This window comes from Streptomyces sp. NPDC054047, from assembly GCF_055585065.1.
Genome location: NZ_JBVJKV010000002.1, coordinates 387410 through 412377, shown reverse-complemented (window position 1 = coordinate 412377; position 24968 = coordinate 387410). Strand labels below are relative to the sequence as shown.

The following is a 24968-nucleotide window of genomic DNA, read 5'->3' as shown; positions in this document are numbered from 1 at the left end:
GACGGGATGTACGTCTCGTATGGCGCTCTCGCCGTCGACTTCGGATGGGTCTGGGGTGGTGCCTTGCTTGGTGAACCTGGGCTGAGTGGCCACTGTGGCTCCTCCGGTTGTTTTCCAGTACGGGCCGTGCCGGCACTTTTCGCTTCTGGGAGGTGGTGCGTGGTGCAAGGACTTGCTCGGTATGAAGTTGTGGGTGGTGCGCCCAGGTAGTACTGACCGCCCCGGGAACGTGAAGCTTTGGGCCACGTTCCGGGGCGGCACTTGAGCAACCCGCTCGGCTGCTCAAGTCCGGTCAAGGGCCGTCCCCCCTGACCGGAGTTCGTGGGTCAGGCCTCGGCGGCGATCCGCGCGAGGCGCTGCGCCTCCTCCCGCGCAGAGCGGGCGATGGCGTCCTCGTCGACGTGCAGCAGGGAGCCGTTCTCGACGATCGGCCGGCCGTTGACGAGGGAGAGCGTGACCGGGGCCGCCGCGCCGAAGACGATGGCGGTCACCGGGTCGGCGATCGAGGAGTGCCCGATGCCGTCGATCTTCCAGAGGACCAGGTCGGCGAGCTTGCCCGGCTCGAGCGACCCGATCTGCGTGGAACGGCCCAGGACCTGGGCGCCGCCGAAGGTGCCAAGGCGCAGGGCCTGACGCGCGTTCAGGGCGGCCTCGCGGTGGGCGCCGAGGCGGTTGATGAGCAGCGCGTTGCGCAGCTCGGTGTGGAGTTCGCCGGACTCGTTGGACGCCGTGCCGTCGACACCGAGGCCGACCGGGACGCCCGCCTTGAGCATGTCGGGGACGCGGGCGATGCCCGCGGCCAGACGCGCGTTGGAGGAGGGGCAGTGCGCGACGCCCGTACCGGTACGGGCGAACGCGGCGATGTCGGAGTCGTTCATGTGGACGCAGTGCGCCATCCACACGTCGTCACCGAGCCAGCCCGTCGACTCGAAGTAGTCGGTCGGGCCCATGCCGAACAGCTCCTTGCAGAACTGCTCCTCCTCCACGGTCTCGCTGCCGTGGGTGTGCAGGCGTACACCCTTGGCGCGCGCCAACTCCGCGCCCTGCTTCATGAGTTCGGTGGAGACCGAGAACGGCGAGCAAGGGGCGACGGCGACCTGCGTCATCGCGTCGAAGGAGGCGTCGTGGTGCTTGTCGACGGTCTCGGCGGTCGCGGCGAGCGCGCCTTCGAGCGTCTCGACGGCGAAGTCCGGCGGCAGGCCGCCGTCCTTCTCGCTGCGGTCCATGGAGCCGCGGGCCAGGGTGAAGCGGACACCCATGTCGCTCGCGGCGCCGATGATGGCGCCGGAGAGGTCACCCGAGTTCTTCGGGAAGACGTAGTGGTGGTCCATCGCGGTGGTGACACCGCCGCGGGCCATCATGCCGAGCGAGCCCTGTGCGGCCGCCGTCACCATCCGCTCGTCGATGCGCGCCCAGGTCGGGTAGAGCGCGACGAGCCAGTTGAAGAGGTTGTGGTCGGTGGCCAGGCCACGGGTGATCCACTGGTAGAAGTGGTGGTGGGTGTTGACCAGGCCGGGGGTCACCAGGTGACCGGTCCCGTCCACGCGGCGTACGACGTTCTGAAGACCCTCGGGAGCCTTCCCCGCTCCGATGGACTCGATCTTGTTGCCCGCGACGACGACGTGTCCCGACGCGTACTCGGTGTCGTTCGCGTCGACGGTCGCGATGGCACAGTTCTCGATGACGATGCGCTGCAGGTCTGCCGGTGCTGCCATGGTGCTTCTTCCTTCTCTTTGTTGTGGCGATGTGGGCACGGCATGACCCTAGGAAGATTTGAGTGCCGCGGCCGCGGGGCCGCGGGTGCCGAGATGGTTGAAGAACAGGTTGAGCAGGACCGCGGTCAGCGCTCCCGCACTGATTCCGGAGCCGAGGACGGTCTGCGCCCAGGCCGGGAATTCGGCGTAGAAGGTGGGCGCGGCGAGCGGGATGATGCCCGCTCCGAGCGCGACGGCCACCAGGATGATGTTGGAGCTGTCGTCCAGGCCCGCCTCGGAGAGCGTACGGATGCCGCTCACCGCGATGGAGCCGAAGAGGACGATGCCCGCGCCGCCGAGGACCGGCATCGGTACGAGGCTGACGACCGCGCCGAGCATCGGGAAGGCGCCGAGCACGATGAGGGCGCCGCCCGCGACGGCCACGACATAGCGGCTGCGGACACGTGTCAGGGAGACGACGCCGACGTTCTGCGCGAAGGCCGAGGTCGGGAAGCCGCCGAAGACCGGTCCCACCAGGGTCGCGATGCCGTCGGTGCGCAGGCCGCGCGTGATGGTCCTCCCGTCGGTCTTGCGCTCGCAGATCTCGCCCAGGGCGAGCATGCCGGCCGACGACTCGGTCATCAGGACCAGCATCACGATGCAGAGCGAGAGGATCGCGGCGGGCTGGAACTCCGGGGCGCCGAAGGCGAACGGCGTCGGGAGCGCGGCCACCGGAGCGGACCTGATGGCGCTGAAGTCGGCCATCCCGAAAGGGATCGCGGCGAGCGTGCCGACGAACATGCCCAGGAGCAGGGCGACTTGCTTGAGGAAGCCGCGTCCGAACCGCTGGAAGAGCAGGATCACCACGAGCGTGAAGGCGGCGAGCGCGAGGTACTTCATGGCGCCGAAGTCGGCGGCGGCCTTGTCGCCGCCCTGTGCCCAGGTGACGGGCACGGGCATCAGCGTCACGCCGATGAGGGTGATGACGACGCCGGTGACCAGCGGCGGGAAGAAGCGCAGGAGGCGCCCGAAGAAGGGGCCGACGGCGAGGCAGAAGACGCCCGCGACCATCACCGCACCGTAGATGGCCGGGAGTTGATGACCTGTGGCGCTGTTCTCGGCGATGGCGAGGATGGGTGCGATGCCGGCCGACGATGCGGCGTTCACGAAGGGGAGCCGGTTGCCGACGAAGCCCTTGACGCCGAGCGTCTGCAGGATCGTGGCGAGTCCGGCGATCAGCAGGCTCGCGGCGATGAGGCGCGTCTGAGCGACCGTGTCCAGGCCGACGGCCTGGCCGATGATCAGCGGCGGAGTGACGACGCCCGCGTACATGGCGGCGATGTGCTGGAGCGCGGCGGGGACGAGCCGCGAGGGGTGGAGCTTCTCATCCACCGGGTGACAGGCGGGAGTTGATTCGCCGCCGGCTATGTCCGATGGGGTGGAACACGGGCCTTTAGCCGGCCCCTTTGCAGGCTGTGCCATTGCTGCTGTTCCCTCCGGTGTGGCGCGCCCCCGTCCGCTGCGGACGGTTGGGGGCGCGCATCCCGCGTCAGAGGTTGGTCATGTCGACCGGGATCTTCGGCTCGATCCCGTCCCTGAGAACCGTGGCCTCGATGAGGCCGTAGGGGCGGTCGGCCGCGAAGTAGACCTCGTTGTCGTTCTTGAGACCGAAGGGCTCGAGGTCCACCAGGAAGTGGTGGTTGTTCGGCAGCGAGAAGCGGATCTCGTCGATCTCGCTCCGGCTGTTGATGACGCGCGAACCCATTTGGTAGAGGGTCTGCTGGAGCGAGAGGGAGTACGTCTCGGCGAAGGCCTGGAGGATGTGCTTCTTGGCCTGCTCGTACGACTTCTCCCAGTTGGGCATCCGGTCCGCGTCGCTGGTCCAGTTGTAACGCCAGGCGGCGGAGACGTCGGTGCACAGGATGCGGTCGTACGCCTCCTTCAGCGTCGTGTACTTGTCCTTGACGTAGCCCCAGAACTCCGAGTTGGTGGAGTTCATGACCGTGAGGTCCTTGAGCCCGGAGATGATCTCCCAGTTCTCGCCGTCGAAGGTGATCTGCGTGGTGCGCAGCTCCTGGCCCTTGCGGGCGAAGGAGTGGTTGACCTCGTCCGAGCCGATGAACCGGGAGTTGTTGTCCGAGGTCGCGATGCGCTCCCAGGTGTACTCCTGGATGCGGATGCGCGCGACCTTGATCGGCTCCTGGGACGTCACGAAGTGGCGGGCCAGGTGGATGCCGAACTGCTCGGCGGACTCGATGCCGTACTCCTTGGCGAACGCGTACACCGTGTTCTTGGTGGTGTCCGTCGGCAGGACGTTGGCGTTCGAGCCGGAGTAGTGGACGTCCTCCATGTCGCCGGAGAGCGCGACCGAGACGTTCAGGTCCTTGATGTGGTGGGTGTCGCCGTCCCGCGTGATCTTGACGACGCGGTTCTCTGCTTTGCCGTACTGGTTCTGGCCGAGAATCGTGGGCATGTCTGCTAGCTCCCTCGGTAAACGGAGTAGCCGAACGGGTTGAGCAGCAGCGGTACGTGATAGTGCTCGCCCGGATCGACGGCGAACGTGATCGCCACCTCCGGGAAGAACGCACCGCTGTCCCTTACGCGGGGGGCGTCCTGCTGCGCCTCGGCTTGCTTCTTCATGAAGTACTGCTCGACCTCGAAGTCGAGCCGTACGTGGGTCGTGCCCTCCGGCAGCGCCGGGAGGTCCTTGCAGCGCCCGTCCGCGTCGGTCGCGGAGCCACCGAGCGCCACCCACTCGGCGTCACGGCCGCTGCGGGCGGTGAGCGAGATGGCGACGCCCTCGGCGGGGCGTCCGACGCTGGTGTCCAGGATGTGCGTGGACACCGAGGCGGTGGTGTCAGTGCTCATCAGTCCTTGTCCTCTTCTACGAGACGGGCCAGCCGGATTCGGTTGATCTTCCCGAGTTCGGTGCGCACGTTGGCGCGCTCCTGCTCGGCGGTGTTGCCGATCCGGGTCTTCACCGCATCGCGCATCTGCTCACCGGTCGCGCCGGTGGCGCAGATCAGGAAGACGTGACCGAACTTCTCCTGGTAGGCCAGGTTCAGTTCGAGCATCTCTTCCTTGAGCTCCTCGGAGGCCCCCGCCATGCCGCGCTGTTCACGCGACGACGTGGGGTCCCCGGGCTTCGGGCGGCCGATCGGCGGGTGCCCGGCCATCGCCTCGGCCAGATCCTCGTCGGTCAGCTCGGCCGTGGCGGCGTCACTGGCGGCGAAGAGGGCTTCGACGGTGGGGAAAGGGCGCTGGGAGAGCAGTTTGCTTCCCCAGGCCGATGAGGCGCAGGCCTCGTGGAGGGCGGCGGTGGCCGCACTCTCCGGCGAGGCGTTGAACCGGGCAAGGCCCGGCGTCGAGCTCGAAGTCACGGGTGCCTCCGTGGCCATAGGGCCTTGTGCTGGACGGGCTGCGGATAGCTAACGCCAGCCGAAACACCACGTCAACACTTTGTTGAAAACTTCGAGTAACAAAGGCCGCCGCCCGGTTAACGGACGACGGCCTTTCAGGGGCCCCGGCCCCTTGGGGGGCCTGGGCCGTCAGGTGGAGCGGTTCAGATAGTTGTAGACGGTGAAGCGGCTGACGCCGAGCGCGCCGGCGACCGTCTCCACACCATGCCGCACGGCGAAGGCGCCTCGCGCCTCGAGTATCCGTACGACCTCCTGCTTGGCCTTGCGGTCAAGGTCCGACAGGGGCACCCCGCGCTTGCGCTCCAGGGCCAGCAGGATGTGGTCGAGGGAGTCCGCGAGCTGCGGAAGCCGTACGGCGAGCACGTCCTCGCCCTGCCAGGCCAGGACGACGTCGTCGGGGCCCGCCTGGTCGGGGGCCACGATTTCGCCGCCCATGGCGTCCACGAGCGGCTTGACGGCGGCCACGAAGGGGTCGCGGTCGTCTCTGGAGCCGGTCATTCGATGGCCTCCCCCGACTCTCCGAGCACGTTCACCTGGAGCGAGACGCGCGTGGCGCCCGCCTCCAGGGCCTTGCGCAGCAGCGCGTCGACGGCGGTCAGGACCTCGTCCGCACCGCCTTCCGCGGTATTGCCGAAGGGGCCGACGTCAACGGCGTCGAGCTCGGCCCCCTGGATGACGTCACGGGCCACCACCGCATGGGCGGGCGCCTCGTCCAGGTCGAAGGGTTCGGTCGTGAACTCCACTCTCAATCGCACGCGCACAACCTACTGCCGCGTGGTGATTTTCCGGCAGCCCCCTCTTGACAAGGGCCGATCCTCGACGGCAATCTTCCATCAGACAGAAATTAACTTCCGCAATACGGAAGGAGCGCGGAAGCCCCATGGGATACTCCGACCAGCGCTTCAATGTGAACCTGTCGATCCTCTTCACGGAACTCCCGCTCCTGGAGCGCCCCGCGGCTGCCGCCGCGGCGGGCTTCACGGCGGTCGAGCTGTGGTGGCCCTGGGTCGACGCCCCCACCCCCGAGCAGTCCGAGCTCGACGCCCTGCGGGCGGCGATCGAGGACGCCGGCGTACAGCTGGTGGGCCTGAACTTCTACGCGGGGCAGCTGCCCGGTCCGGACCGCGGCGCCCTGTCGATTCCGGGCGAGGAGAGCGAGAAGTTCCGTGCGAACCTCTCGGTCGCCGCGGACTTCGCCGAGTCCCTCGGCTGCAAGGCGCTGAACGCGCTGTACGGCAACCGGGTGGAGGGGGTCGCCCCCGCCGTCCAGGACGAACTCGCCCTGGAGAATCTGGTGTTGGCCGCCCGCGAGGCCGACCGCGTGGGTGCGGTGCTGCTGATCGAGGCCCTGAACAAGCCGGAGTCGCCGCGCTGCCCGATCGTCAGCGCGGACGCCGCGATCGCCGTGGTGGACAAGGTGAACTCCGCCACCGGGCTCGGCAACGCGAAGTTCCTCATGGACCTGTACCACCTGTCCATGAACGGTGAGGACCTGCCGGCCGTCATCGATCGGTACGTCGCCCAGACCGCGCACGTGCAGATCGCCGACAATCCTGGCCGCGGGGCCCCCGGAACGGGGTCGTTGCCCCTGGAGGAGCTGCTCGATCAGCTCCGCAAGGCGGGTTACGAGGGGTTCGTCGGGCTGGAGTACAAGGCCGGCGACCGGCCCAGCGCTGAGGCCTTCGGCTGGCTGCCCGGCTCGGACTAGACCACCGCTTCGCGGCGGATCTTTTCCCGCCCACCCACCCGAAACTCCGTAGTTTTTGCAGAAAGGCTCCACCATGAGCAACCTTCCCAAGATCGCGTGGATCGGACTCGGCATCATGGGGTCCCCCATGTCCGAGAACCTGATCAAGGCTGGTTACTCCGTCACCGGCTTCACCCTCGAGCAGGACAAGCTGGACCGCCTCGCCGCCGCCGGCGGCACCGTCGCGAAGTCGATCGCCGAGGCCGTCAAGGACGCCGACGTCATCGTCACGATGGTGCCCGCCTCTCCGCAGGTCGAGGCCATCGCCTACGGCGAGGACGGCATCCTGGAGAACGCGAAGTCCGGCGCGCTGATCGTCGACATGTCCTCGATCACCCCGCAGACCTCCGTGGACCTGGCCAAGGCCGCCAAGGCCAAGGGCATCCGCGTCCTGGACGCCCCCGTGTCGGGCGGCGAGGCCGGCGCGATCGAGGCCGTGCTCTCCATCATGGTCGGCGGCGAGCAGGCCGACTTCGACGAGGCCAAGCCGCTCCTGGACGCCCTCGGCAAGACCATCGTGCTGTGCGGTCCGCACGGCTCGGGTCAGACCGTGAAGGCCGCCAACCAGCTCATCGTCGCCGTGAACATCCAGGCGTGCGCCGAGGCCGTCGTCTTCCTGGAGAAGTCCGGGGTGGACCTGACCGCCGCCCTCGACGTCCTGAACGGCGGGCTCGCGGGCTCGACCGTCCTGACCCGCAAGAAGGACAACTTCCTCAACCGCGACTTCAAGCCCGGCTTCCGGATCGACCTGCACCACAAGGACATGGGCATCGTCACCGACGCCGCCCGCAATGTCGGTGCCTCGCTCCCGGTCGGCGCCGTGGTGGCCCAGCTCGTCGCCTCGCTGCGCACGCAGGGTGACGGCGGCCTCGACCACTCCGCGCTCCTTCGCGGCGTGGAGCGCCTCTCGGGCGCCGAGCTCTAAGAAGCCCCAAAGGCTTCCGGAGCTCCCTCCAACTTCCGGGCCGCGGCGGCGCTGACACCTGTCCTGTCGCGCCCAGGCGTCGCCGCGGTCCGGAACTCAAGCCCCAGCAAGAGCAAGCGAACAAGCCCCACCCAAAACTTCAACAAACTGTTGACGTAGCTGTTCGGGCGTACTTACGCTCGCGTCACCTCAGCAGTTTCAGCAGTCCGTACGGAAGGTCACCCTCGCCACCATGTCGAAGCGTGTGCTCACGACCGAGTCCGGCGCTCCCGTCGCCGACAATCAGAACTCCGCCACCGCCGGCGTCGGTGGCCCGCTTCTCCTCCAGGACCAGCACCTCCTCGAGAAGCTCGCCCGCTTCAACCGCGAGCGCATCCCGGAGCGTGTGGTGCACGCGCGTGGTTCCGGCGCGTACGGCTACTTCGAGGTGACCGACGACGTCACCGCGTACACCTCGGCCGACTTCCTGAACACCGTCGGCAAGCGCACCGAGACGTTCCTGCGCTTCTCCACGGTGGCCGACAGCCTCGGCGGCGCGGACGCGGTCCGTGACCCGCGCGGCTTCGCGCTGAAGTTCTACACCGAGGAGGGGAACTACGACCTCGTCGGCAACAACACCCCGGTGTTCTTCATCAAGGACCCGATCAAGTTCCCCGACTTCATCCACTCCCAGAAGCGCGACCCCTTCACGGGCAAGCAGGAGCCGGACAACGTCTGGGACTTCTGGGCGCACTCCCCCGAGGCGACCCACCAGGTGACGTGGCTCATGGGCGACCGCGGCATCCCCGCGTCCTACCGCCACATGAACGGCTACGGCTCGCACACCTACCAGTGGACGAACGAGGCGGGCGAGGCCTTCTTCGTGAAGTACCACTTCAAGACGAACCAGGGCGTACGCAGCCTTTCGTCGGACCAGGCCGCCGAGCTCGCGGGCAAGGACGCCAACTCGCACCAGACGGACCTGCTCCAGGCCATCGAGCGCGGCGTGAACCCGTCCTGGACGCTGCACGTGCAGATCATGCCGGCGGCCGAGGCGGCCGACTACCGCTTCAACCCGTTCGACCTGACGAAGGTGTGGCCGCACAGCGACTACCCGCTGCAGCGCGTGGGCCGCCTGGTCCTGGACCGCAACCCCGACAACGTCTTCGCCGAGGTCGAGCAGGCCGCCTTCTCCCCGAACAACTTCGTTCCGGGCATCGGCCCCTCCCCCGACAAGATGCTCCAGGGCCGCCTGTTCGCCTACGCGGACGCGCACCGCTACCGCCTGGGCGTCAACCACACGCTGCTCGCGGTGAACGCGCCGAAGGCGACCACCGCCGACAACTACGGCCGTGACGGCCTGATGGCGTCCAACGCGTACGGCCGCGACCGCAAGAACTACGAGCCCAACTCGTACGACGGCCCGGCCGAGACCGGTCAGCCGCTGTCCGCCCCGCTGGCCGTCAGCGGCCACACGGGCACGCACGAGGCGCCGCTGCACACCAAGGACGACCACTTCTTCCAGGCGGGTGAGCTCTACCGCCTGATGTCGGCCGACGAGCAGGCCCGGCTGGTGGCGAACATCGCGGGTGGCCTCTCGCAGGTCACGCGTGACGACGTCATCGAGAAGAACCTCGCCCACTTCCACGCCGCCGACGCCGAGTACGGCAAGCGCGTCGAGGAAGCCGTCCGCGCCCTGCGCGAGGACTAGAACCCCCTGACTGCGCCGGGGAATTGACGGGAGGTCAGTTTCCCGGTGCTGCGCCCGCACCATCACGGACCCGGATGAGGGGTGGTCCCGTGGTGAACCGGGCCGGATGAGGACCGCGGCGGCTCTGCGAGCCAGTGCGGTGGTAAAGGTCAGACGGCTCTCCTCTCGACCTGAGGGAGGAGAACTCCGCCGGTCCATTCGCAGCCGCCGCGGTCCCAGCCGTTTCCTGGCCCCTGGGCCTTGGACCCCTATGACTCCGTCCGGCAGCGCGTATGCATGTTCCGCCAGTCGCGCGCGGTCGGACGGCAACAACCAGAACGCCGAGTACGGACGGTCCCGTGCTCGGCGTTCTTTGTTGTCTGCGACTGCGTCTTGGCTGAGCGCGCGGTTCCCCGCGCCCCTGAAGGGGCGCCCACCGGCAGCCCCTTCAGGGGCGCGGGGAACTGCGCGAGCGACCGCGACGCACCCGCAGGGGCAGACTGGCCTCAGCGCACCCTCTCGCCCGAAGCCAGCTTCGCCACCATCCGCTCCAGGCGGGCGGCTCGCGTGGCGGGGGTCTTCGCCGTCATCAGCCTGTGCAACACCACGTACTGGTCGGACTTGCCCAGGGCCTCGAAGGTCTCGCGAGCCGCCGGGCTCACCGCGAGCGCCGCCGCCAGGTCGTCCGGGACCGTGGCGTTGCGCTGCGACTCGTAGGCCGCCGCCCAGCGTCCGTCAGCCCGCGCCACGGCCACCTCCACGAGGCCCGGCTCGCGCATGCGGCCCTCCTCGGTCAGCTCCTCGACGCGGTCGATGTTCACCTTCGACCACAGGCTGCGCGGGCGGCGAGGGGTGATCTTCTGCAGGTAGAAGACGTCGTCGTACGCCTTGCGGTGGCCGGTGATCCAGCCGTAGCAGAGCGCCGTGTCGTTGACCTCCGCGGCCGTCACCGAGGGCACCCCCGAACCCTTCTTGGCGAGCTTCACCCAGACGCCCGGCGAGCTGTCGTGGTGTTCGTCCAGCCAGGCCTCCAACTCGGCCCGGCCCGCGCAGGTCATGACCTTCAGATCAGCGAGCGATTCCATCCGCCCAAGATAAAGGGGCGGTCCACCCCCCACGGGTGGACCGCCCCTTCAGGCGCTCAGCGCGACGTCACACCTTCAACGGCCGGATGGCGGTGGGCGCGTGGCCCGGCTCCGTGGCGATCTCCTCGAACTCCTTGACCGCGCTGATGTCGGCCGTGGGGCTCATGGAGATGTTGGTGATGCGCTCCAGGATGGCCTCGACGACGACCGGGACCTGGTGCTCCTGGGCCAGCTTCTTGGCCTGCTCGAAGGCGGCGCCCAGTTCGTTCGGGTCGGTGACGCGGATGGCCTTGCAGCCCAGGCCCTCGGCGACCTTGACGTGGTCGACGCCGTAGACGCCCAGCTCGGGGCTGTTCTGGTTCTCGAACTCCAGGTTGACCTGGAAGTTGATGTCCAGGCCGATCTGGGCCTGGCGGATCAGGCCCAGGTAGGCGTTGTTCACCAGGACGTGGACGTACGGGATGCGGTGCTGCGCGCCGACCGCCAGCTCCTCGATCATGAACTGGAAGTCGTAGTCGCCGGACAGGGCGACGACCGGGGTGTCGCGGTCCGCGGTGGCGACGCCGAGCGCGGCCGGGATCGTCCAGCCGAGCGGGCCCGCCTGGCCGCAGTTGATCCAGTGGCGCGGCTTGTAGACGTGCAGCATCTGGGCGCCCGCGATCTGCGAGAGGCCGATGGTGGTGACGTAGCGCGTGTCCGGGCCGAAGGCCTTGTTCATCTCCTCGTAGACGCGCTGCGGCTTCATGGGGATGTTGTCGAAGTGCGTGCGGCGCTGGAGGGTCTCCTTGCGCTCCAGGTGGGATGCGACCCACGCGGAACGGTCGGGCAGCTTGCCGGCGGCCTTGAGCTCCTTGGCCACCTCGACGAAGAGTTCGAGGGCAACCTTGGCGTCGGAGGCGATTCCGTAGTCCGGCGCGAAGATCTTGCCGATCTGGGTCGGCTCGATGTCGACGTGCACGAACTTGCGGCCCTGGGTGTACACGTCCAGCTTGTAGCCGGTGTGACGGTTGGCCCAGCGGTTGCCGATGCCCAGGACGAAGTCCGACTCCAGGAACGTGGCGTTGCCGTAGCGGTGGCCGGTCTGCTGGCCGACCATGCCCGCGTTCAGGTCGTGGTCGTCGGGGATCGTGCCCCAGCCCATCAGGGTCGGGACGACCGGGGTGTCGGTGATCTCGGCGAACTCGACCAGGAGGTCGGAGGCGTCGGCGTTGATGATGCCGCCGCCGGCGACGATCAGCGGACGCTCGGACTCGACCAGGTACGTGATCGCCTTCTCGATCTGGGCGCGGGTCGCGGACGGCTTGTAGACCGGCAGCGGCTCGTACGTGTCGATGTCGAACTCGATCTCGGTCTGCTGGACGTCGATCGGCAGGTCGATGAGGACCGGACCCGGGCGGCCCGAGCGCATCAGGTGGAACGCCTGCTGGAAGATGCCGGGGACCTGCGCGGCCTCCAGGACCGTGACGGCCATCTTGGTGACCGGCGTGGCGATCGACGCGATGTCGACGGCCTGGAAGTCCTCCTTGTGGAGCAGGTGCGTCGGCGCCTGGCCCGTGATGCAGAGGATCGGGATCGAGTCGCCGGTCGCGGAGTACAGACCGGTGATCATGTCGGTGCCCGCCGGGCCCGACGTACCGATGCAGACGCCGATGTTGCCGGGGTTGGCGCGGGTGTAGCCCTCGGCCATGTGCGAGGCACCCTCGACGTGCCGGGCGAGCGTGTGGTCGATGCCACCGCCCTCCTGGAGCGCCTTGTAGAACGGGTTGATCGCCGCGCCGGGCACACCGAACGCGTTGGTGACGCCTTCGCGCTTGAGGATCTCAACTGCCGCACGGACAGCGGTCATACGGGCCATGGGGTTCTCCTGCTTCGACAACAGCTTCGACAGCTTCATCAGCTATTCGGCTGACGGATACGGCTGGCGGATCCGGCTCCCGTCGCGCCCCGCGGTGAGCTTCTGTTTCCGCATTGTGGAAAGTATGTTCTGCTATATGGAAGCAATGTAGGCGGGTGCGGTGGAGACCGTCAAGAGATGTCCGGGAACCGGGCTGACCGAGGGGCGCGTCCCAGTCGTTGAATTCGCATTGAATTCGGGCCACACCATCGGGGGGTCACCCGTGGCCAGTTCACCGGATGCGTCGCCCGCCGGGCAGGGGCCGCCCGCCGGGCCGGGCAGGCAGGACCGGCAGAGGTACGGGCGCTGGACGGCCGGGGCGCTGCTGGGGCAGGGGGTCCTCGGGCGGGTCCTCCTCGCGCACGACGGGACGGGGCGCGCGGCCGCCCTGCGGGTGGTGCACGCCTCCCTCGCCCGTGACCAGGGGTTCCGCACGCGCTTCGCCCGCGAGGTGCACGCGATCGGCGCGGTGCGGGGCCGTCACATCGCGGCCCTCCTCGACGCCGATCCGCACGGCGCGACGCCCTGGCTCGCCACGGAGTACGTCCCCGGGCCGACGCTCGCCGCACGGGTGCGGGACATGGGCGGACCACTGGGTACGGCGGAACTGCGGGTCCTGGCGAGCTCGCTCGCCGGGGCGCTGGACGACGTCCACCGGGCGGGCCTCGTGCACGGGGGCCTCCGCCCGTCGAACGTGCTCCTGGCCGCCGACGGACCCCGCGTCGTCGACTTCGGAACGGGGGCGTGCGCCGGGTACGCCGGGTACGCCGGGTACGTGGAGTACAGGGGAGGACGGGGATACACGGCACCCGAGCTCCTGGCGGAGGGCGCGGTGGCCAAGCCTCCCGCGGACGTCTTCGCCCTCGGAGCGGTCCTCGCCTTCGCGGCGACGGGCCGCGCTCCTTTCGCCGCAGGGGGCGAAGGCGGCGGCACTGATGATGACGGCCCCGCCCTCACGGACGTTCCGAGGGAGCTGCTCCCCCTCATCACCGCCTGCCTCGCCGGGCACCCCACGGCCAGGCCCGCCCCACGCACCGTCGCGCGCATGGCGGGCCTTCCCCTGCCGGGCAGCCGCCGCCGGGCCCTGACTCTGGCGGGCACGCTGTTCTTGGCTCAACTGCCTGCCGTGGCAGGCCCACTTGGTGGACGATGGAGGTCACGAACCGGCGAGCGGTGACGGTTACGGTGACGGGTGAGGGTGATGACGGACAGCGGCGTCCCGGTACGGTGTCCGATCTGCCGGCGCGAGCATGTGTACGCCCCTCCCTCCTACCCCTGCGCGTGCGGCGCCCCCGTGGTACCGCCGGTGGCGCGCGGCGCGACGGTGACACCGGTGACGGACCGGACGTGGGCGGAGGAGTGGGTGACCGTGCGGTGCCGGACGTGCGGGCGCCGGGACCAGTGGCCGCAGCCGGAGCTGGGGTGCGGGTGCGGGGCGGTGCTGCGCATCCCGGTCCGAGCGGTGCAGGCGCCGTCGGCGACACCGCAGACTCCGGCTCGGGAGACCCCGGAAACACCGAAGCCCCCGGAGGCCCCGGAGACCAGGGACGCCCCCGAATCCCCGGAAGCCCGGGAAGCCCCGGCGCACATCTCCCTGCCCCGGACGGCTCCGACGCCTCGGCCCGCCTTCCAGCCGGTGCCGGTCCGCACGGCGCGGGACGCGGTGACGGTGGCAGCGCTGTACCTGCGGTGGCTGGGGTACGGGGACATCCGGGGAGCGGTCAAGCGGGCGCCTTCCGGGGTGCGGGTCGCGGCGCGGGGCATGATCGCGCTGATCGAGCCGTCCGTGCAGCCGACGACGCTCCGTGACGTGGAGTGCGTATGGCTGACCGCGATGACCGAATCCGTGAGCTGCGTCTGCTTCTCCCTCGCGGGGTACGAGGAACCGGCCCGCACCCGCGCGGACGCCCTGTCCATCCCGTTGTTCGTCATCGACCTGACGGGCACACCCCAGCCGGTGAACAACGCAGCGGACGAACTGATCGCCACGGGCACCTAGCGCCCACCGAAGCCACCGGCGACGAGAAGCCACTTCCCCCGACACGGGCACCCCCGACTGCGGACCCAACCAACACACCCACGGCACCCACGGCACCCACGGCACCCACGGCACCCACGGCACCCACGGCAGGAAACCCCCTCCCACCGACGCAGACAATCCGACGGCTGCGGGGAGCCCCCCCCCCACCGGCACACCCGAATCGACCGATCCAGAGACTCCATCCCACCAGCACAAGCCATCCGGCCGCCGCAGGGATCCCCCCACCCGCACACCCGAACCCACCGCTCAAGAGACCCCATCCCACCAGCACAAGCCATCCGGCCGCCGCGGGGATACCCCACCCGGCACAGGCCGCCCGGCCACCCGGCCACCCGGCCACCCGGCCACCCGGCCACCCGGCCACTGCAGCGAATCCCCCTCACCGGCACACCCGATCCGACCGCTCCAGAGAACCCACCCCACCACCACAGGCCATCCGGCCGCCGCGGGCCCCCACCCGGCACAGGCCACCCAGCCTCCGCGAGGCAAAGGCCCCCACCAGCACAGGTGATCCGCCGCGAGCGAGCTGTCACTACAGGCCCCCAACCCACACGGGCGAGCTGGCCGCTGCAGGGAACTCGTCCCACCGGTACGACCGATCTGGCCGCTGCGGGCCCCTGCCCCCACGGGCGTCGGGTGACCTCCTCGCTGCGGGGTGATCGGGTGGGTGGGTGGGAAAGATCCGTCGCGAAGCGGCGGGACAGAAATACCCGCAGCCGCCGGCCGGCAAGCCGCATACTCGGCGGATGCGCATCCGCCGGGCCACCCCCGCCGACCTCCCCACGCTCCAGGACATCGAACGCGCCGCAGGCGAACCCTTCCGCGCCCTGGGCATGGAGGCCATCGCCGATGACGAGCCGCCCGGCATCGACCTCCTGGAGGAGTTCCGCCGCGCAGGCCGAGCCTGGGTGGCCACCGGCACAGGCGAAGACGCAGGCCCAGGCACAGGCACAGGCACAGGCACAGGCGACGCTGGCGAAGACCGCACTGGCGAGGACGGCGAGAGCGGCGGCACCCCCATCGCGTACCTCATCAGCGAACCCGTGGACACCGCGGAGCACATCGAGCAGATCTCCGTCCACCCCCGAGCGGCGCGCCACCGCATCGGCCAGGCCCTGATCGAGCACACCGCGGACCGCGCCCGCGAAGAGGGCAGGGAAGCCCTCACCCTGACCACCTTCGCGGACGTCCCCTGGAACGCCCCGTACTACGCCCGCATCGGATTCCGCGTGCTCGCCGAAGCCGAACTCACCCCGGGCCTACGCAAGATCCGCGCCCACGAGGCCGAGCTCGGACTCGACCGCTGGCCCCGCGTGGCCATGCGCCGCGACCTCGCCCCCGCCGGCACTACGCCCCGTACCGCTCCCTGAGTTCGATCTTCCGCACCTTCCCCGACACCGTCATGGGGAAGCTCTCCAGAATCCGCAGCCCGGCCGGGATCTTGTAGTGCGCCAACTGCCCTTCGCAGAAGGCCCGCAGCTCCTCCAGTGTCAGCGGGCCTTCCGGACCCTCCGGACCCTCCGCGTCCCGCAGGATCACGCAGGCCAGCGGGACCTCTCCGTACCGCTCGTCCGGCACCCCCACCACCTGGACGTCCGCGATCTTCGGGTGTCCGTAGAGGAACTCCTCGATCTCGCGCGGGTAGATGTTCTCGCCACCCCGGATGATCATGTCCTTGATGCGGCCGACGATCTGGACGTAGCCGTCGTCACGCATCACCGCCAGGTCACCCGTGTGCATCCAGCGCCCCGCGTCGATCACCTCCGTCGTACGCGACGGCTCGTTCCAGTAGCCGAGCATCACGCTGTAGCCCCGCGTGCACAGCTCGCCGGAGGTGCCCCGCGGCAGCGTCACGCCGCTGGCCGGGTCGACGACCTTCACCTCGATGTGCGGCAGCACGCGCCCCACCGTGCCGGTCCGCCGCTCCAGATCGTCCGTGCGCCGGGTCTGCGTCGAGACAGGGGAGGTCTCGGTCATGCCGTAGCAGATGGAGACCTCCTCCATGTGCATCTCGGCGACCACCCGCTTCATCACCTCGACCGGACAGGGCGAGCCCGCCATGATGCCGGTGCGCAGCGAACTCAGGTCGTACGTACCGAAGTCGGAGAGGTTCAGTTCCGCGATGAACATCGTCGGCACCCCGTACAGCGACGTACAGCGCTCGCGCTCCACCGCGTGCAGCGTGGCGACCGGGTCGAAGGACGGGGCCGGGATGACGATGCAGGCGCCGTGGGACGTGGCGCCCAGGTTCCCCATCACCATGCCGAAGCAGTGATAGAAGGGCACGGGCAGGCAGACCCGGTCCTGTTCCGTGTAGCCGACCGTCCGGCCCACCCAGTAGCCGTTGTTGAGGATGTTGTGGTGGGAGAGCGTGGCCCCCTTGGGGAAGCCGGTCGTGCCCGAGGTGTACTGGATGTTGACGGGGTCATCACAGCTCAACTGCGCCTCGCGGGCGGCGAGTTCACCGACCTTCACCCTCCCCGCCGCGTCCAGCAGCTCATCCCACGAGCCGTCCCCGATGTAGTGGACGGACCGCAGCTCCGGGCAGGCGGGCCGCACCTGGTCCACCAGTGCCCGGTAGTCGCTCGTCTTGAGCGACTGCGATGCGACCAGGACCGTCACCCCGGCCTGCTTGAGCACGTACTCCAACTCATGTGCCCGATAAGCGGGGTTGATGTTCACCATGATCGCGCCGATCCGCGCGGTGGCGTACTGCACGAGCACCCACTCGGCACAGTTCACCGCCCAGATGCCGACCCGGTCCCCCTTGGCGACTCCGGCCCCCATGAAGCCCCGCGCCAACTGCTCGACGGCGGAGCCGAATTCGGCGTACGTCCAGCGTGCCCCCGCCGCCACGTCCACCAGCGCGTCCCGCTCCGGCCAGGCCTCGACCGCCCGGTCGAGGTTGCGTCCGATGGTGTCACCGAGCAGCGGCGTCGTACTGACACCGTGCGCATACGACAGTTCGGTCACCGAAATTCGCGTTTCCGGCACACCTGTCACCACATCCATGAGCTGCTCCCTGAGCGGGCCTTGCGAAGCACGGCGTCAAGTGTGACCCGCAGGTCAGCGCCGCGTCGACCCTTACGCGCGATCCCGCACATCTCACGACCTCTTTTCATGACACCTTTTCAAATAGAGCAAGAACGCACCTATATCCGGCGCGGATTGTCCACAGGTACGGAATGTTAGAATCTGCCGACCAGCACGGAGGACCAGATGCCCGCAGGAAAGCCCCGCACAAAGGCCGTCGGCCGGCCGCCTCATTTGTCTCTCGATGCCATCATCGCCGCGGCGGATCGCATTCTTCAGACCGAGGGCGCGGAAAAGATTTCGATGCGGCGCCTGGCGAACGAATTGAACAGCGCACCCATGGCGCTTTACTACCACGTGCGCGACAAGGATGAACTGCTCCTGCTCCTGATGGAGAATCAGGCGAAGAGCGTTCCCCGCCCGGAGCTTCCGGAGGATCCCCGTGAGCGGCTGATCACGGTGTCGATCCTGCTCTACGAGCTGCTGTCCGACCGGCTGTGGATCGTCCAGGTGCTGACCGGCGCCGACCTCGTCGCCCCCTCGGCCCTCTGGTTCGTCGAGGAGATGATCGGCGCCGCGGTGGACTACGGCCACACTCCGGAACAGGCCGTATACATCTACCGCACGATCTGGTTCTCCATCGTCGGCGACCTGGTCATCCGTGTGAACGGAGAGCGCCGACGCGGCAAGACGACCGGACCGAGCCATGAGGACGAGGTCGTCGCCGGCCTGACGAGCGGCACGCACCCCCATCTGGCGACGGTCGCCGGTCGATGGGCCGAACTCAACGCCCGTGACACGCATCGGCAGGGCCTTACGGCGATCATCGACGGACTGCTGCGGTCGGACGAGACCACGGAAGACCGATAAATACGCGACTGGAAATACGCGGCTGGCCCCACGGCAAAGGACCGATCAGCGTGCCCACTCAATCAACTCAATCAACTCAATCAACTCATTCACTGGCCACCGGCGCCATGGAAATGTTCCAGAAGTCGGCATAGCGGCCGCTTCGGCCCACAAGCTCGTCGTGGCTTCCCTCCTCCACGATGTGGCCGCCTTCCAGGAAAAGGACGCGGTCGGCACGTTGCACGGTCCGCATCCGGTGCGCGACCATCACCACGGTCCGCCCCGCCATCAGGCGCTCGATGCCCTCGTGGACGGCTGTCTCGTTCACCGGGTCGAGGGCCGAGGTCACCTCGTCCAGCAGTACGACGGGCACGTTCTTCAGCAGTGCCCGCGCGATCGAGACGCGCTGGCGTTCACCGCCCGACAGCAGTGCGCCGCCCTCGCCGACGTTCGCCGCCCATCCGCCGGGCAGTCGCTCGATCACCTCGTCGAGCCGGGCCGCGGTCGCCGCCGCCCGGACGTCGGCTTCGTCGGCGTCGGGACGGCCCAGGCGCACGTTCTCCTCGATGGTGCCGTCGAAGAGGTGGACGTCCTGGAAGACGATGGCGATCCGCGCCATCAGCTCCGCCGTGTCGATCTCCCGCACGTCCACACCGCCCACGCGTACCGCGCCCGTGTCCACGTCGTAGAACCGCGCGAGCAACTGGAGCAGCGTGCTCTTGCCCGCACCCGACAGTCCGACGACGGCCAGCCGCTGTCCCTGGGGCACGGAGAACGACACGTCGTCGAACACCGTGCGGTCGCCGTGCCGGAAGGTGACGGACTCGAACGCCAGGTCATGGTGGACCGGCTCGACCGGTTCGCGGGGTTCCGGCAGCGGCTCGGTGCGCAGGACCTTGTCGAGCCTCTCCAACTCGGACCGCACGCCGCGGAGTTTGCCGCCGATGTCCGACAGCGAAAGCAGCGGATCGGCGCAGCGGGCCGCGAGCACCAGGATCGTCAGGACCTCCGCCGCACCGATGCTCCCGCCGAGCGCGAGCGAGGCGCCCAGGGCCAGCAGCGCGGTGAAGCTCACCTGGACCGTGAGCGTCAGGCCCACCGCGCCGGGCAGCATCGCGAGGACGGTACGGCGGGACGCGTGCTCGACCTCCTGCAGCGAGTCGTCGAGCAGCGCGAAGCGTTCCCCGGTCCGGCCGCCGGCTCGCAGCACCGGCTGGGCCTGGAGGAACTCGATGACGCGGCCCGAGGCCTCCTTGTCCCGCTCGTGGCGCTCCGCGTCGGTGCCGGCCATCGAGCGTGCGGTCCACACCTGGATCGCGGCCACGACGGGAGCGGCGGCCAACGCGGCCAATCCCAGCTGCCAGTTGAAGGCGATCATCACGGCGACGATCGTCAGGGGGGTCACCAGGGCGGAGACGAACGGTGCCAGCAGGTGCGCGGCCACGCCCATCGCCTGGAGCAGGCCGCGGCTCGCCATGACGGACACCTCGCCGACCCGTCCGGCGTTGTACCAGCCGATGGGCAGCCGGGCCAGATGCTCGCCAAGGCGGTAGTACATGCCGTGCAGCATCGTGGTCCCCACGCGCATGCCGGACAGATCGCTGACGTAGCGCAGCACGGCGTAGACCGCGACCGCCGCCCCGAACGCGACGAGCCACGGCACGGCGTCGTCGGGCGCGCCGCCGAATAGTTCCCGCAGCACCGGAACCAGCAGCGCGTAGGAAAGGCCCTCGGCCACCGCGGTGATCGTCATCAGGGCCACGGTGCGGCGCATCGCCCGGGCGTACTCGGGTCCGAGCACGCGCAGCAGCGTCCGGATCATCGGGGATCGCCTCCTTGGGATCGCCAGAACGCGGTGAACTTCCCGTCCCGCGTGAGCAGTTCGGCGGGTGCGCCGCGCTCGACGACCGACCCGTTCTCCAGCATCACGACGGTGTCGGCGTCCAAGACCGTCTCCATGCGATGGGCGATGACCATGATCGTCCGGTCGCCGCCCAGCGTCGCCAGGGCCTGGCGAATCGCCTGTTCGGTCTGCGGGTCGGCGAAGGCGGTCGCCTCGTCGAGCACCAGGACGGGTGTGTCGGCCAGCAGCGCGCGGGCGAGCGAGATCCGCTGGGCCTCGCCGCCCGACAGCTCGACGCCCTCGCCGATCACCGTCTCGTACCCGTGCGGCAGTTCGAGGATCCGGTCGTGAATGTTCGCGAGCCGGGCGGCGCGCACCACGTCGTCTCGCTCGGCGTGCGGCACCGCGAGCGCGATGTTGTCCGCGACCGACGCGCGCAGCAGGCGGACGTCCTGGAAGACGAAGGAGACCATGCGGTAGAGCTGTCGGCTGCCGATCTCGCGCAGATCGACACCGCCGAGGACGACCGAGCCGTGGGTCGGGTCGAAGAAGCGCGGCAGCAGCTGCACGAGGGTGGACTTGCCGCTGCCCGACGGCCCGACGACCGCCGTGCAGGTCCCCGGCTCCAGCACCAGGTCGATCCCGCGCAGCACCTCGCGATCCTCTTCGTAGCCGAAGCGGACGTCACGCAGTTCCATCCGGTGCCCCTGGGGCGCCACCGGGCGCGCGGGCTCCGGCAGCGGCTCGACCTCGAGCACTTCCTTGATCCGGCCGACCGCACGGCCCGCGGCCTGCATGTCGTCGAAGCCGTGGCCCAGTGCCGCCACCGGAGCGGTCAGTCCCAGGCCGAGCAGCAGGAAGGGCAGCAGGTCGGTCGGGGCCATGCTTCCGGACGTGATCAGGGACGTACCGCCGATCAGGACGACCAGCAGCACGAACGGCGGCGACAGCGCCAGCTGCATCCCGGCGGCGACGAGGGACATGCCGCGCACCCACCGGAAGAAGGTGCCGACGAAATCGTCCACGGCGGTGAGGAACTTCCCGTGGGCGCGCTCGGATCCGCCGAACGCCTTCACCACCGAGATGCCCTGCACGAACTCGACGACGGAACTCGCGATCCGCCCCATGGCCGCGTCGAACTCCTCCTGCTCGCGCATCCTGGCGGGGAGCATCAGCAGCGGCACCAGCGCGATGGCCATCACCACCGGGATCAGCGTGATCAGCGTCAGCCGCCAGTCGATGGTGAGGAGATAGACCAGTGAGGCCAGCGGCACCACGAACGCGGAGACGAGCTCGCCGGGCGCGTGGGCGATGAGGGGGTGCACGGCGCTCACGTCCTCCCCCACCACCTTGGCCAGCTCGCCGGTCCTGCGCCGGGAGAACCAGCCGATCGGCACGCGTCCGAGGTGCGCGGCCAGTTGCCGACGGAAGGTCAGCTGCGCCTGGCCGTCGAGCACGTGCCCGAGTCCCGAGGACGCGGCCGTGAACAGCAGCCGCACGAACAGACCGGCCGCACCCGCGAACACGACCGCCCAGACGTGGTCTTCGTCGACCGGGCCCGGTGCCAGCAGGGTGCGGCCCAGTTCGACGACCGCGAGCAGGGGCATCAGACCCGCGAGAGCGCCGATCACCTGAAGGATCGCGACGGCCGCGAGACTCCGGACATGAGGACGCAGCAGCCTCGACAGGCTCTGCTCCCCGACGGATTCGGAACTTGAGGATGCCGTGGACCGCTCCCCCGCATCCGTACCCGCCCCGACCGAATCGATCGCGTTCATCACTCCCCTTTCGTACGCGTACGAATATTACTGTACTTGGCTCCGAACCCGGGGGACAGGGGTCAGCAACCGTCAGCGTCCGGCGCCGCACTGACAGGACGTCAGCAGCAGCTCAGCAGGGAGTCAGGAGGGGTAGAGGAGTAGCAGGGGGAAGCGGGGAGTCAGGAGGGCGCACCGAGGAGTCAGCTCTTGCCGCGCTCCAGCCACTCCTCCGACGAACCCTCAGCCGTCCGCTCCCGCAGGTCGACCCGCCGGATCTTGCCGGAGATGGTCTTGGGGAGTTCCTCCGTGAACTCGATGCGCCGGACGCGCTTGTAGGGAGCCAGCACCGACCGGGTGTACTCGAAGATCGCCTGCGCCGTCTCGTCGCCCGGCGACCAGCCCTTGGCCAGCACGACGTACGCCTTCGGGACGGCGAGCCGCAGCGCGTCCGGCGCGGGCACGACCGCGGCCTCCACCACGGCCTCGTGCTCCAGCAGCGCGCTCTCCAGCTCGAAGGGGGACACCTTGTAGTCGGAGGACTTGAAGACGTCGTCGCTCCGCCCCACATAGGTGAGGTAGCCCTCGGCGTCGAGCGAGCCGATGTCACCCGTGCGGTAGTAGCCGTCCGCCATCGCCTCGGCCGTACGCTCCGCATCCCCGTGGTAGCCGGTCATCAGGCCGACCGGCCGCGCCGACAGGTCCAGGGAGATCTCGCCCTCCGACACGCCCGGCTCGCCCGTGACCGGATCGAGGAGCGTGACCCGGTAGCCGGGGCTCGGGCGGCCCATGGAGCCGGGGATCAGGCGCTGGCCCGGGGAGTTGGCCACCTGGACCGCGGTCTCCGTCTGGCCGAAGCCGTCCCGGATCGTCACGCCCCAGGCGCGGTTCACCGCATCGATCACCTCGGGGTTCAGCGGCTCGCCGGCCGCCACGATCTCCCGCGGCGGCGTGCGCAGTTGGCCCAGGTCCGCCTGGATCAGCATGCGCCACACCGTGGGCGGCGCGCAGAAGCTGGTGACGCCCACGCGGTCCATCTCCGCCATCAGGCCGCCCGCGTCGAAGCGCGTGTAGTTGTAGATGAAGACCGTCGCCTCGGCGTTCCACGGGGCGAAGAGATTCGACCAGGCGTGCTTGGCCCAGCCCGGCGAGGAGATGTTCAGGTGTACGTCGCCTGGCTTCAGCCCGATCCAGTACATCGTCGCCAAGTGGCCCACCGGATACGACACATGAGTGTGCTCCACCAGCTTCGGCTGCGACGTCGTGCCCGACGTGAAGTACAGCATCAGCGGGTCGTCGGCTGCCGTGACGCCGTCCGGCTCGAAGTCCGGAGCGGCCGATGCCGTGTCCGCGTACGCCAGCCAGCCCTCGCGCGGGGACCCCTCCCCGACCACGATCCTGGTGTACGTACCCGGCACACCGTCGAACTTCTCCACGTCCTCGCCGCGGGTGATCACATGCCGTGCCTTGCCCCGCTCGATCCGGTCCCGCAGATCGACCGTTCCGAGCAGCGGCGTCGCCGGGATCATCACCGCGCGCAGCTTCATCGCGGCGAGCGCGGTCTCCCACAGCTCCACCTGGTTGCCGAGCATCACCAGAATCCGGTCACCGGCCACGACGCCGTGCGCCCGCAGCCAGTTGGCCACCTGGTTCGAGCGCGCCGACAACTCGGCGTAGCTGAAACGCTGTTCGCCCCCGCCCTCCTCGGTGATGTGGAGGGCCGTGCGGTCGTTTCCAGCGGCGATGACGTCGAACCAGTCCAGCGCCCAGTTGAACCGCTCGGGCCGCGGCCAGGCGAAACCCTCGTACGCCGCCTCGTAGTCCTCGCGGTGCTTCAGCAGGAAGTCCCGCGCCGCCCGGAACTGTTCCGTGCCGCTGGTGGCCGTCGTCGTCATCGCGCTCTCCTCGTCGCCGGTCCGGTGCCCGGCACCGTGCCGGGCTCTTCGCCGGAGTCATTGCCGGACGCTACGTAGCATCGTGTAATTCGTGATGCGGATCTCACCACCCCCGGACGGGGGTGTCCCGAGGTGAAAGGGCGTGCGCGTGACGGCTGACGGAGGCGAGGCGGTCGAGATGCGGGCCGCGCTGCTGCGGCTGCGGCGCGGCACGGGCCTGCCGGTGGCCTTCGGGGGCCTCGTCGAGGGGCAGCGGCACGTGCGGATCGGCGAGCTGACGGGCACGGGGACGCGTGCGCTGTGCGGGCTCGCGGTCTCGTCCGGCAACGGCCTGGGCGGCAAGGCGGTCGCGCTCTCGCGCCCCTGCGCGGTCACGGATTACCACGACTCGCGCCACATCAGCCACGAGTACGACTCCGCCGTGGCCGCGGAGGGCCTGCGCTCGGTCCTCGCGGTGCCGGTGGTGGTGCGCCGCAAGGTGCGAGGCGTCCTGTACGGGGCCCTGCGCTCGGCCCAGCCGCTGGGCGACCGCACGCTGTCGGCGGCGGTGGCGGCGGCGCGGGACGTGGAGCAGGCCCTGGTCGTGCGTGACGAGGTGCAGGCGCTCATCGTGGCGGCGCGGGAGCCGCAGCCGGGCGCCGGGCCCGCCTGGGAGCAGGTCCGCGAGGCGCACCGTGCGCTCCGGGGTCTGGCCCCACGGATCGCCGACCCGGTGCTGCGGGCGGAGATGCTGGCGGTCTGCGGCCGACTGGCGTCGGCGGCCACGCTGCCGCCGGGCCGTGAGCGGTCGGTGTCCCTCGCTCCGCGCGAGGTGGACGTCCTCGCGTGCGTGGCCGGGGGTGTGACGAACGCGGTGGCGGCGGAGCGGCTGGGGCTGCGGCCGGAGACGGTGAAGGGGTATCTGCGGGCGGCCATGCGGAAGTTGGGGGCGCACACGAGGCTGGAGGCGGTGGTGGCGGCGCGGCGGGCGGGACTGCTGCCGTGATCCCCGGAGCGCGCCATTCCATGACGGCTCCATGGCGGGCGCTTTGGCTAACGCTTTGGCGAGCGCTTTGGCTAACGCTTTGGCGAGCGCCTTACGTCGCGGGCCCGCGACGGATTGAATGGGCCTGGAGGG

Annotated in this window: 21 protein-coding genes; 8 read left to right on the top strand and 13 right to left on the bottom strand. The window is 69.5% G+C overall.

From position 1 onward, the window contains the following. Positions 1-326: 326 nt before the first annotated feature. The 7 genes from ACZ6ZP_RS08460 to ACZ6ZP_RS08430 all read right to left on the bottom strand — a co-directional run bounded on the left by ACZ6ZP_RS08460 (position 327) and on the right by ACZ6ZP_RS08430 (position 5868). Entirely contained in the window at positions 327-1715 is a 1389-nt protein-coding gene (locus ACZ6ZP_RS08460) for an 8-oxoguanine deaminase (protein ID WP_351158784.1), read from the bottom strand. Between the two features lie 48 nt (positions 1716-1763). Beyond that, positions 1764-3176, bottom strand: coding sequence for a nucleobase:cation symporter-2 family protein (locus tag ACZ6ZP_RS08455; RefSeq protein ID WP_361462189.1), 1413 nt, complete (start codon positions 3174-3176; stop codon positions 1764-1766). 67 nt (positions 3177-3243) lie between these two features. Beyond that, positions 3244-4167, bottom strand: a complete 924-nt coding sequence (pucL, locus tag ACZ6ZP_RS08450; RefSeq protein ID WP_351158779.1) for a factor-independent urate hydroxylase — start codon at positions 4165-4167, stop codon at positions 3244-3246. 5 nt (positions 4168-4172) lie between these two features. Beyond that, entirely contained in the window at positions 4173-4562 is a 390-nt protein-coding gene (gene uraH / locus ACZ6ZP_RS08445) for a hydroxyisourate hydrolase (RefSeq protein WP_351158777.1), read from the bottom strand. Then, the gene (uraD, locus tag ACZ6ZP_RS08440) at positions 4562-5074 is read right to left on the bottom strand and encodes a 2-oxo-4-hydroxy-4-carboxy-5-ureidoimidazoline decarboxylase (RefSeq protein WP_361462194.1); all 513 of its coding nucleotides are present in this window, start codon (positions 5072-5074) and stop codon (positions 4562-4564) included. The genes uraH and uraD overlap by 1 nt, the downstream gene beginning before the upstream one ends. A 168-nt stretch (positions 5075-5242) precedes the next feature. Next, entirely contained in the window at positions 5243-5611 is a 369-nt protein-coding gene (locus ACZ6ZP_RS08435) for a helix-turn-helix domain-containing protein (RefSeq protein ID WP_351158772.1), read from the bottom strand. Continuing rightward, on the bottom strand, positions 5608-5868 hold the full coding sequence (locus ACZ6ZP_RS08430) for a YkoF family thiamine-binding protein (RefSeq protein ID WP_249586930.1): 261 nt from the start codon (positions 5866-5868) through the stop codon (positions 5608-5610). Before ACZ6ZP_RS08430 ends, ACZ6ZP_RS08435 begins: the two co-directional genes overlap by 4 nt. Positions 5869-5993: 125 nt before the next feature. Between ACZ6ZP_RS08430 and ACZ6ZP_RS08425 the strand changes: the two genes are divergently transcribed. The 3 genes from ACZ6ZP_RS08425 (at position 5994) to ACZ6ZP_RS08415 (ending at position 9475) form a co-directional block, all read left to right on the top strand. Then, the gene (locus ACZ6ZP_RS08425; RefSeq protein WP_366464525.1) at positions 5994-6821 is read left to right on the top strand and encodes a TIM barrel protein; all 828 of its coding nucleotides are present in this window, start codon (positions 5994-5996) and stop codon (positions 6819-6821) included. A gap of 73 nt (positions 6822-6894) precedes the next feature. Beyond that, positions 6895-7785, top strand: coding sequence for a 2-hydroxy-3-oxopropionate reductase (locus ACZ6ZP_RS08420; RefSeq protein WP_351158768.1), 891 nt, complete (start codon positions 6895-6897; stop codon positions 7783-7785). A 232-nt stretch (positions 7786-8017) separates the two neighbouring features. Continuing rightward, a complete protein-coding gene (locus ACZ6ZP_RS08415; protein WP_351158766.1) occupies positions 8018-9475 on the top strand; it encodes a catalase in 1458 nt (485 codons plus the stop codon). A gap of 485 nt (positions 9476-9960) precedes the next feature. Here ACZ6ZP_RS08415 and ACZ6ZP_RS08410 read toward each other — a convergent pair whose 3' ends face one another. Both ACZ6ZP_RS08410 and gcl read right to left on the bottom strand, forming a co-directional pair. After that, a complete protein-coding gene (locus tag ACZ6ZP_RS08410) occupies positions 9961-10539 on the bottom strand; it encodes a YdeI/OmpD-associated family protein (protein WP_469406078.1) in 579 nt (192 codons plus the stop codon). 67 nt (positions 10540-10606) lie between these two features. After that, positions 10607-12394: a glyoxylate carboligase gene (gene gcl / locus ACZ6ZP_RS08405; protein ID WP_351158763.1), complete on the bottom strand. Its 1788-nt coding sequence runs from the start codon at positions 12392-12394 to the stop codon at positions 10607-10609. Positions 12395-12656: 262 nt separating this feature from the next. Here gcl and ACZ6ZP_RS08400 point away from each other — a divergent pair, with 262 nt between their 5' ends. From ACZ6ZP_RS08400 to ACZ6ZP_RS08390, 3 genes are all read left to right on the top strand, one after another. Continuing rightward, positions 12657-13610 (top strand): serine/threonine-protein kinase, encoded by a 954-nt coding sequence (locus ACZ6ZP_RS08400; protein WP_469406076.1) that lies wholly within the window; start codon positions 12657-12659, stop codon positions 13608-13610. Positions 13611-13634: 24 nt separating this feature from the next. Next, positions 13635-14432, top strand: coding sequence for a hypothetical protein (locus ACZ6ZP_RS08395; protein WP_383817423.1), 798 nt, complete (start codon positions 13635-13637; stop codon positions 14430-14432). Between the two features lie 788 nt (positions 14433-15220). Beyond that, positions 15221-15844 (top strand): GNAT family N-acetyltransferase, encoded by a 624-nt coding sequence (locus ACZ6ZP_RS08390; RefSeq protein ID WP_366463665.1) that lies wholly within the window; start codon positions 15221-15223, stop codon positions 15842-15844. Here the strand turns inward: ACZ6ZP_RS08390 and ACZ6ZP_RS08385 are convergent. Continuing rightward, positions 15822-17486 carry an AMP-binding protein gene (locus ACZ6ZP_RS08385; protein ID WP_469406074.1) on the bottom strand — a complete coding sequence of 555 codons (1665 nt, stop codon included), beginning with the start codon at positions 17484-17486 and terminating at the stop codon, positions 15822-15824. The genes ACZ6ZP_RS08390 and ACZ6ZP_RS08385 overlap by 23 nt on opposite strands. A gap of 207 nt (positions 17487-17693) precedes the next feature. Between ACZ6ZP_RS08385 and ACZ6ZP_RS08380 the strand changes: the two genes are divergently transcribed. Further along, the gene (locus ACZ6ZP_RS08380) at positions 17694-18377 is read left to right on the top strand and encodes a TetR/AcrR family transcriptional regulator (protein WP_351158751.1); all 684 of its coding nucleotides are present in this window, start codon (positions 17694-17696) and stop codon (positions 18375-18377) included. 85 nt (positions 18378-18462) lie between these two features. On the opposite strand, the gene ACZ6ZP_RS08375 is transcribed toward ACZ6ZP_RS08380, so the two are convergent. The 3 genes from ACZ6ZP_RS08375 to ACZ6ZP_RS08365 form a co-directional block, all read right to left on the bottom strand. Further along, entirely contained in the window at positions 18463-20178 is a 1716-nt protein-coding gene (locus tag ACZ6ZP_RS08375) for an ABC transporter ATP-binding protein (RefSeq protein WP_469406071.1), read from the bottom strand. After that, positions 20175-21977: an ABC transporter ATP-binding protein gene (locus tag ACZ6ZP_RS08370; RefSeq protein ID WP_469406070.1), complete on the bottom strand. Its 1803-nt coding sequence runs from the start codon at positions 21975-21977 to the stop codon at positions 20175-20177. The genes ACZ6ZP_RS08375 and ACZ6ZP_RS08370 overlap by 4 nt, the downstream gene beginning before the upstream one ends. Before the next feature lie 182 nt (positions 21978-22159). Next, complete coding sequence (locus ACZ6ZP_RS08365) at positions 22160-23851, bottom strand: AMP-binding protein (protein WP_469406068.1); 1692 nt, start codon at positions 23849-23851, stop codon at positions 22160-22162. A 178-nt stretch (positions 23852-24029) separates the two neighbouring features. On the opposite strand from ACZ6ZP_RS08365, the gene ACZ6ZP_RS08360 reads away from it, so the two are divergent. Beyond that, positions 24030-24836 (top strand): helix-turn-helix transcriptional regulator, encoded by an 807-nt coding sequence (locus tag ACZ6ZP_RS08360; protein WP_361472079.1) that lies wholly within the window; start codon positions 24030-24032, stop codon positions 24834-24836. Positions 24837-24968: the final 132 nt, after the last annotated feature.

Excerpts from the sequence above, each read along its gene's own strand:
- ACZ6ZP_RS08460 (WP_351158784.1), bottom strand. The coding sequence starts at position 1,715 with ATGGCAGCACCGGCAGACCTGCAGCGCATCGTCATCGAGAACTGTGCC.
- ACZ6ZP_RS08455 (WP_361462189.1), bottom strand. The coding sequence starts at position 3,176 with ATGGCACAGCCTGCAAAGGGGCCGGCTAAAGGCCCGTGTTCCACCCCA.
- pucL (WP_351158779.1), bottom strand. The coding sequence starts at position 4,167 with ATGCCCACGATTCTCGGCCAGAACCAGTACGGCAAAGCAGAGAACCGC.
- uraH (WP_351158777.1), bottom strand. The coding sequence starts at position 4,562 with ATGAGCACTGACACCACCGCCTCGGTGTCCACGCACATCCTGGACACC.
- ACZ6ZP_RS08435 (WP_351158772.1), bottom strand. The coding sequence starts at position 5,611 with ATGACCGGCTCCAGAGACGACCGCGACCCCTTCGTGGCCGCCGTCAAG.
- ACZ6ZP_RS08425 (WP_366464525.1), top strand. The coding sequence starts at position 5,994 with ATGGGATACTCCGACCAGCGCTTCAATGTGAACCTGTCGATCCTCTTC.
- ACZ6ZP_RS08420 (WP_351158768.1), top strand. The coding sequence starts at position 6,895 with ATGAGCAACCTTCCCAAGATCGCGTGGATCGGACTCGGCATCATGGGG.
- ACZ6ZP_RS08415 (WP_351158766.1), top strand. The coding sequence starts at position 8,018 with ATGTCGAAGCGTGTGCTCACGACCGAGTCCGGCGCTCCCGTCGCCGAC.
- ACZ6ZP_RS08410 (WP_469406078.1), bottom strand. The coding sequence starts at position 10,539 with ATGGAATCGCTCGCTGATCTGAAGGTCATGACCTGCGCGGGCCGGGCC.
- gcl (WP_351158763.1), bottom strand. The coding sequence starts at position 12,394 with ATGGCCCGTATGACCGCTGTCCGTGCGGCAGTTGAGATCCTCAAGCGC.
- ACZ6ZP_RS08395 (WP_383817423.1), top strand. The coding sequence starts at position 13,635 with ATGACGGACAGCGGCGTCCCGGTACGGTGTCCGATCTGCCGGCGCGAG.
- ACZ6ZP_RS08390 (WP_366463665.1), top strand. The coding sequence starts at position 15,221 with ATGCGCATCCGCCGGGCCACCCCCGCCGACCTCCCCACGCTCCAGGAC.
- ACZ6ZP_RS08385 (WP_469406074.1), bottom strand. The coding sequence starts at position 17,486 with ATGGATGTGGTGACAGGTGTGCCGGAAACGCGAATTTCGGTGACCGAA.
- ACZ6ZP_RS08380 (WP_351158751.1), top strand. The coding sequence starts at position 17,694 with ATGCCCGCAGGAAAGCCCCGCACAAAGGCCGTCGGCCGGCCGCCTCAT.
- ACZ6ZP_RS08375 (WP_469406071.1), bottom strand. The coding sequence starts at position 20,178 with ATGATCCGGACGCTGCTGCGCGTGCTCGGACCCGAGTACGCCCGGGCG.
- ACZ6ZP_RS08370 (WP_469406070.1), bottom strand. The coding sequence starts at position 21,977 with ATGAACGCGATCGATTCGGTCGGGGCGGGTACGGATGCGGGGGAGCGG.
- ACZ6ZP_RS08365 (WP_469406068.1), bottom strand. The coding sequence starts at position 23,851 with ATGACGACGACGGCCACCAGCGGCACGGAACAGTTCCGGGCGGCGCGG.
- ACZ6ZP_RS08360 (WP_361472079.1), top strand. The coding sequence starts at position 24,030 with ATGCGGGCCGCGCTGCTGCGGCTGCGGCGCGGCACGGGCCTGCCGGTG.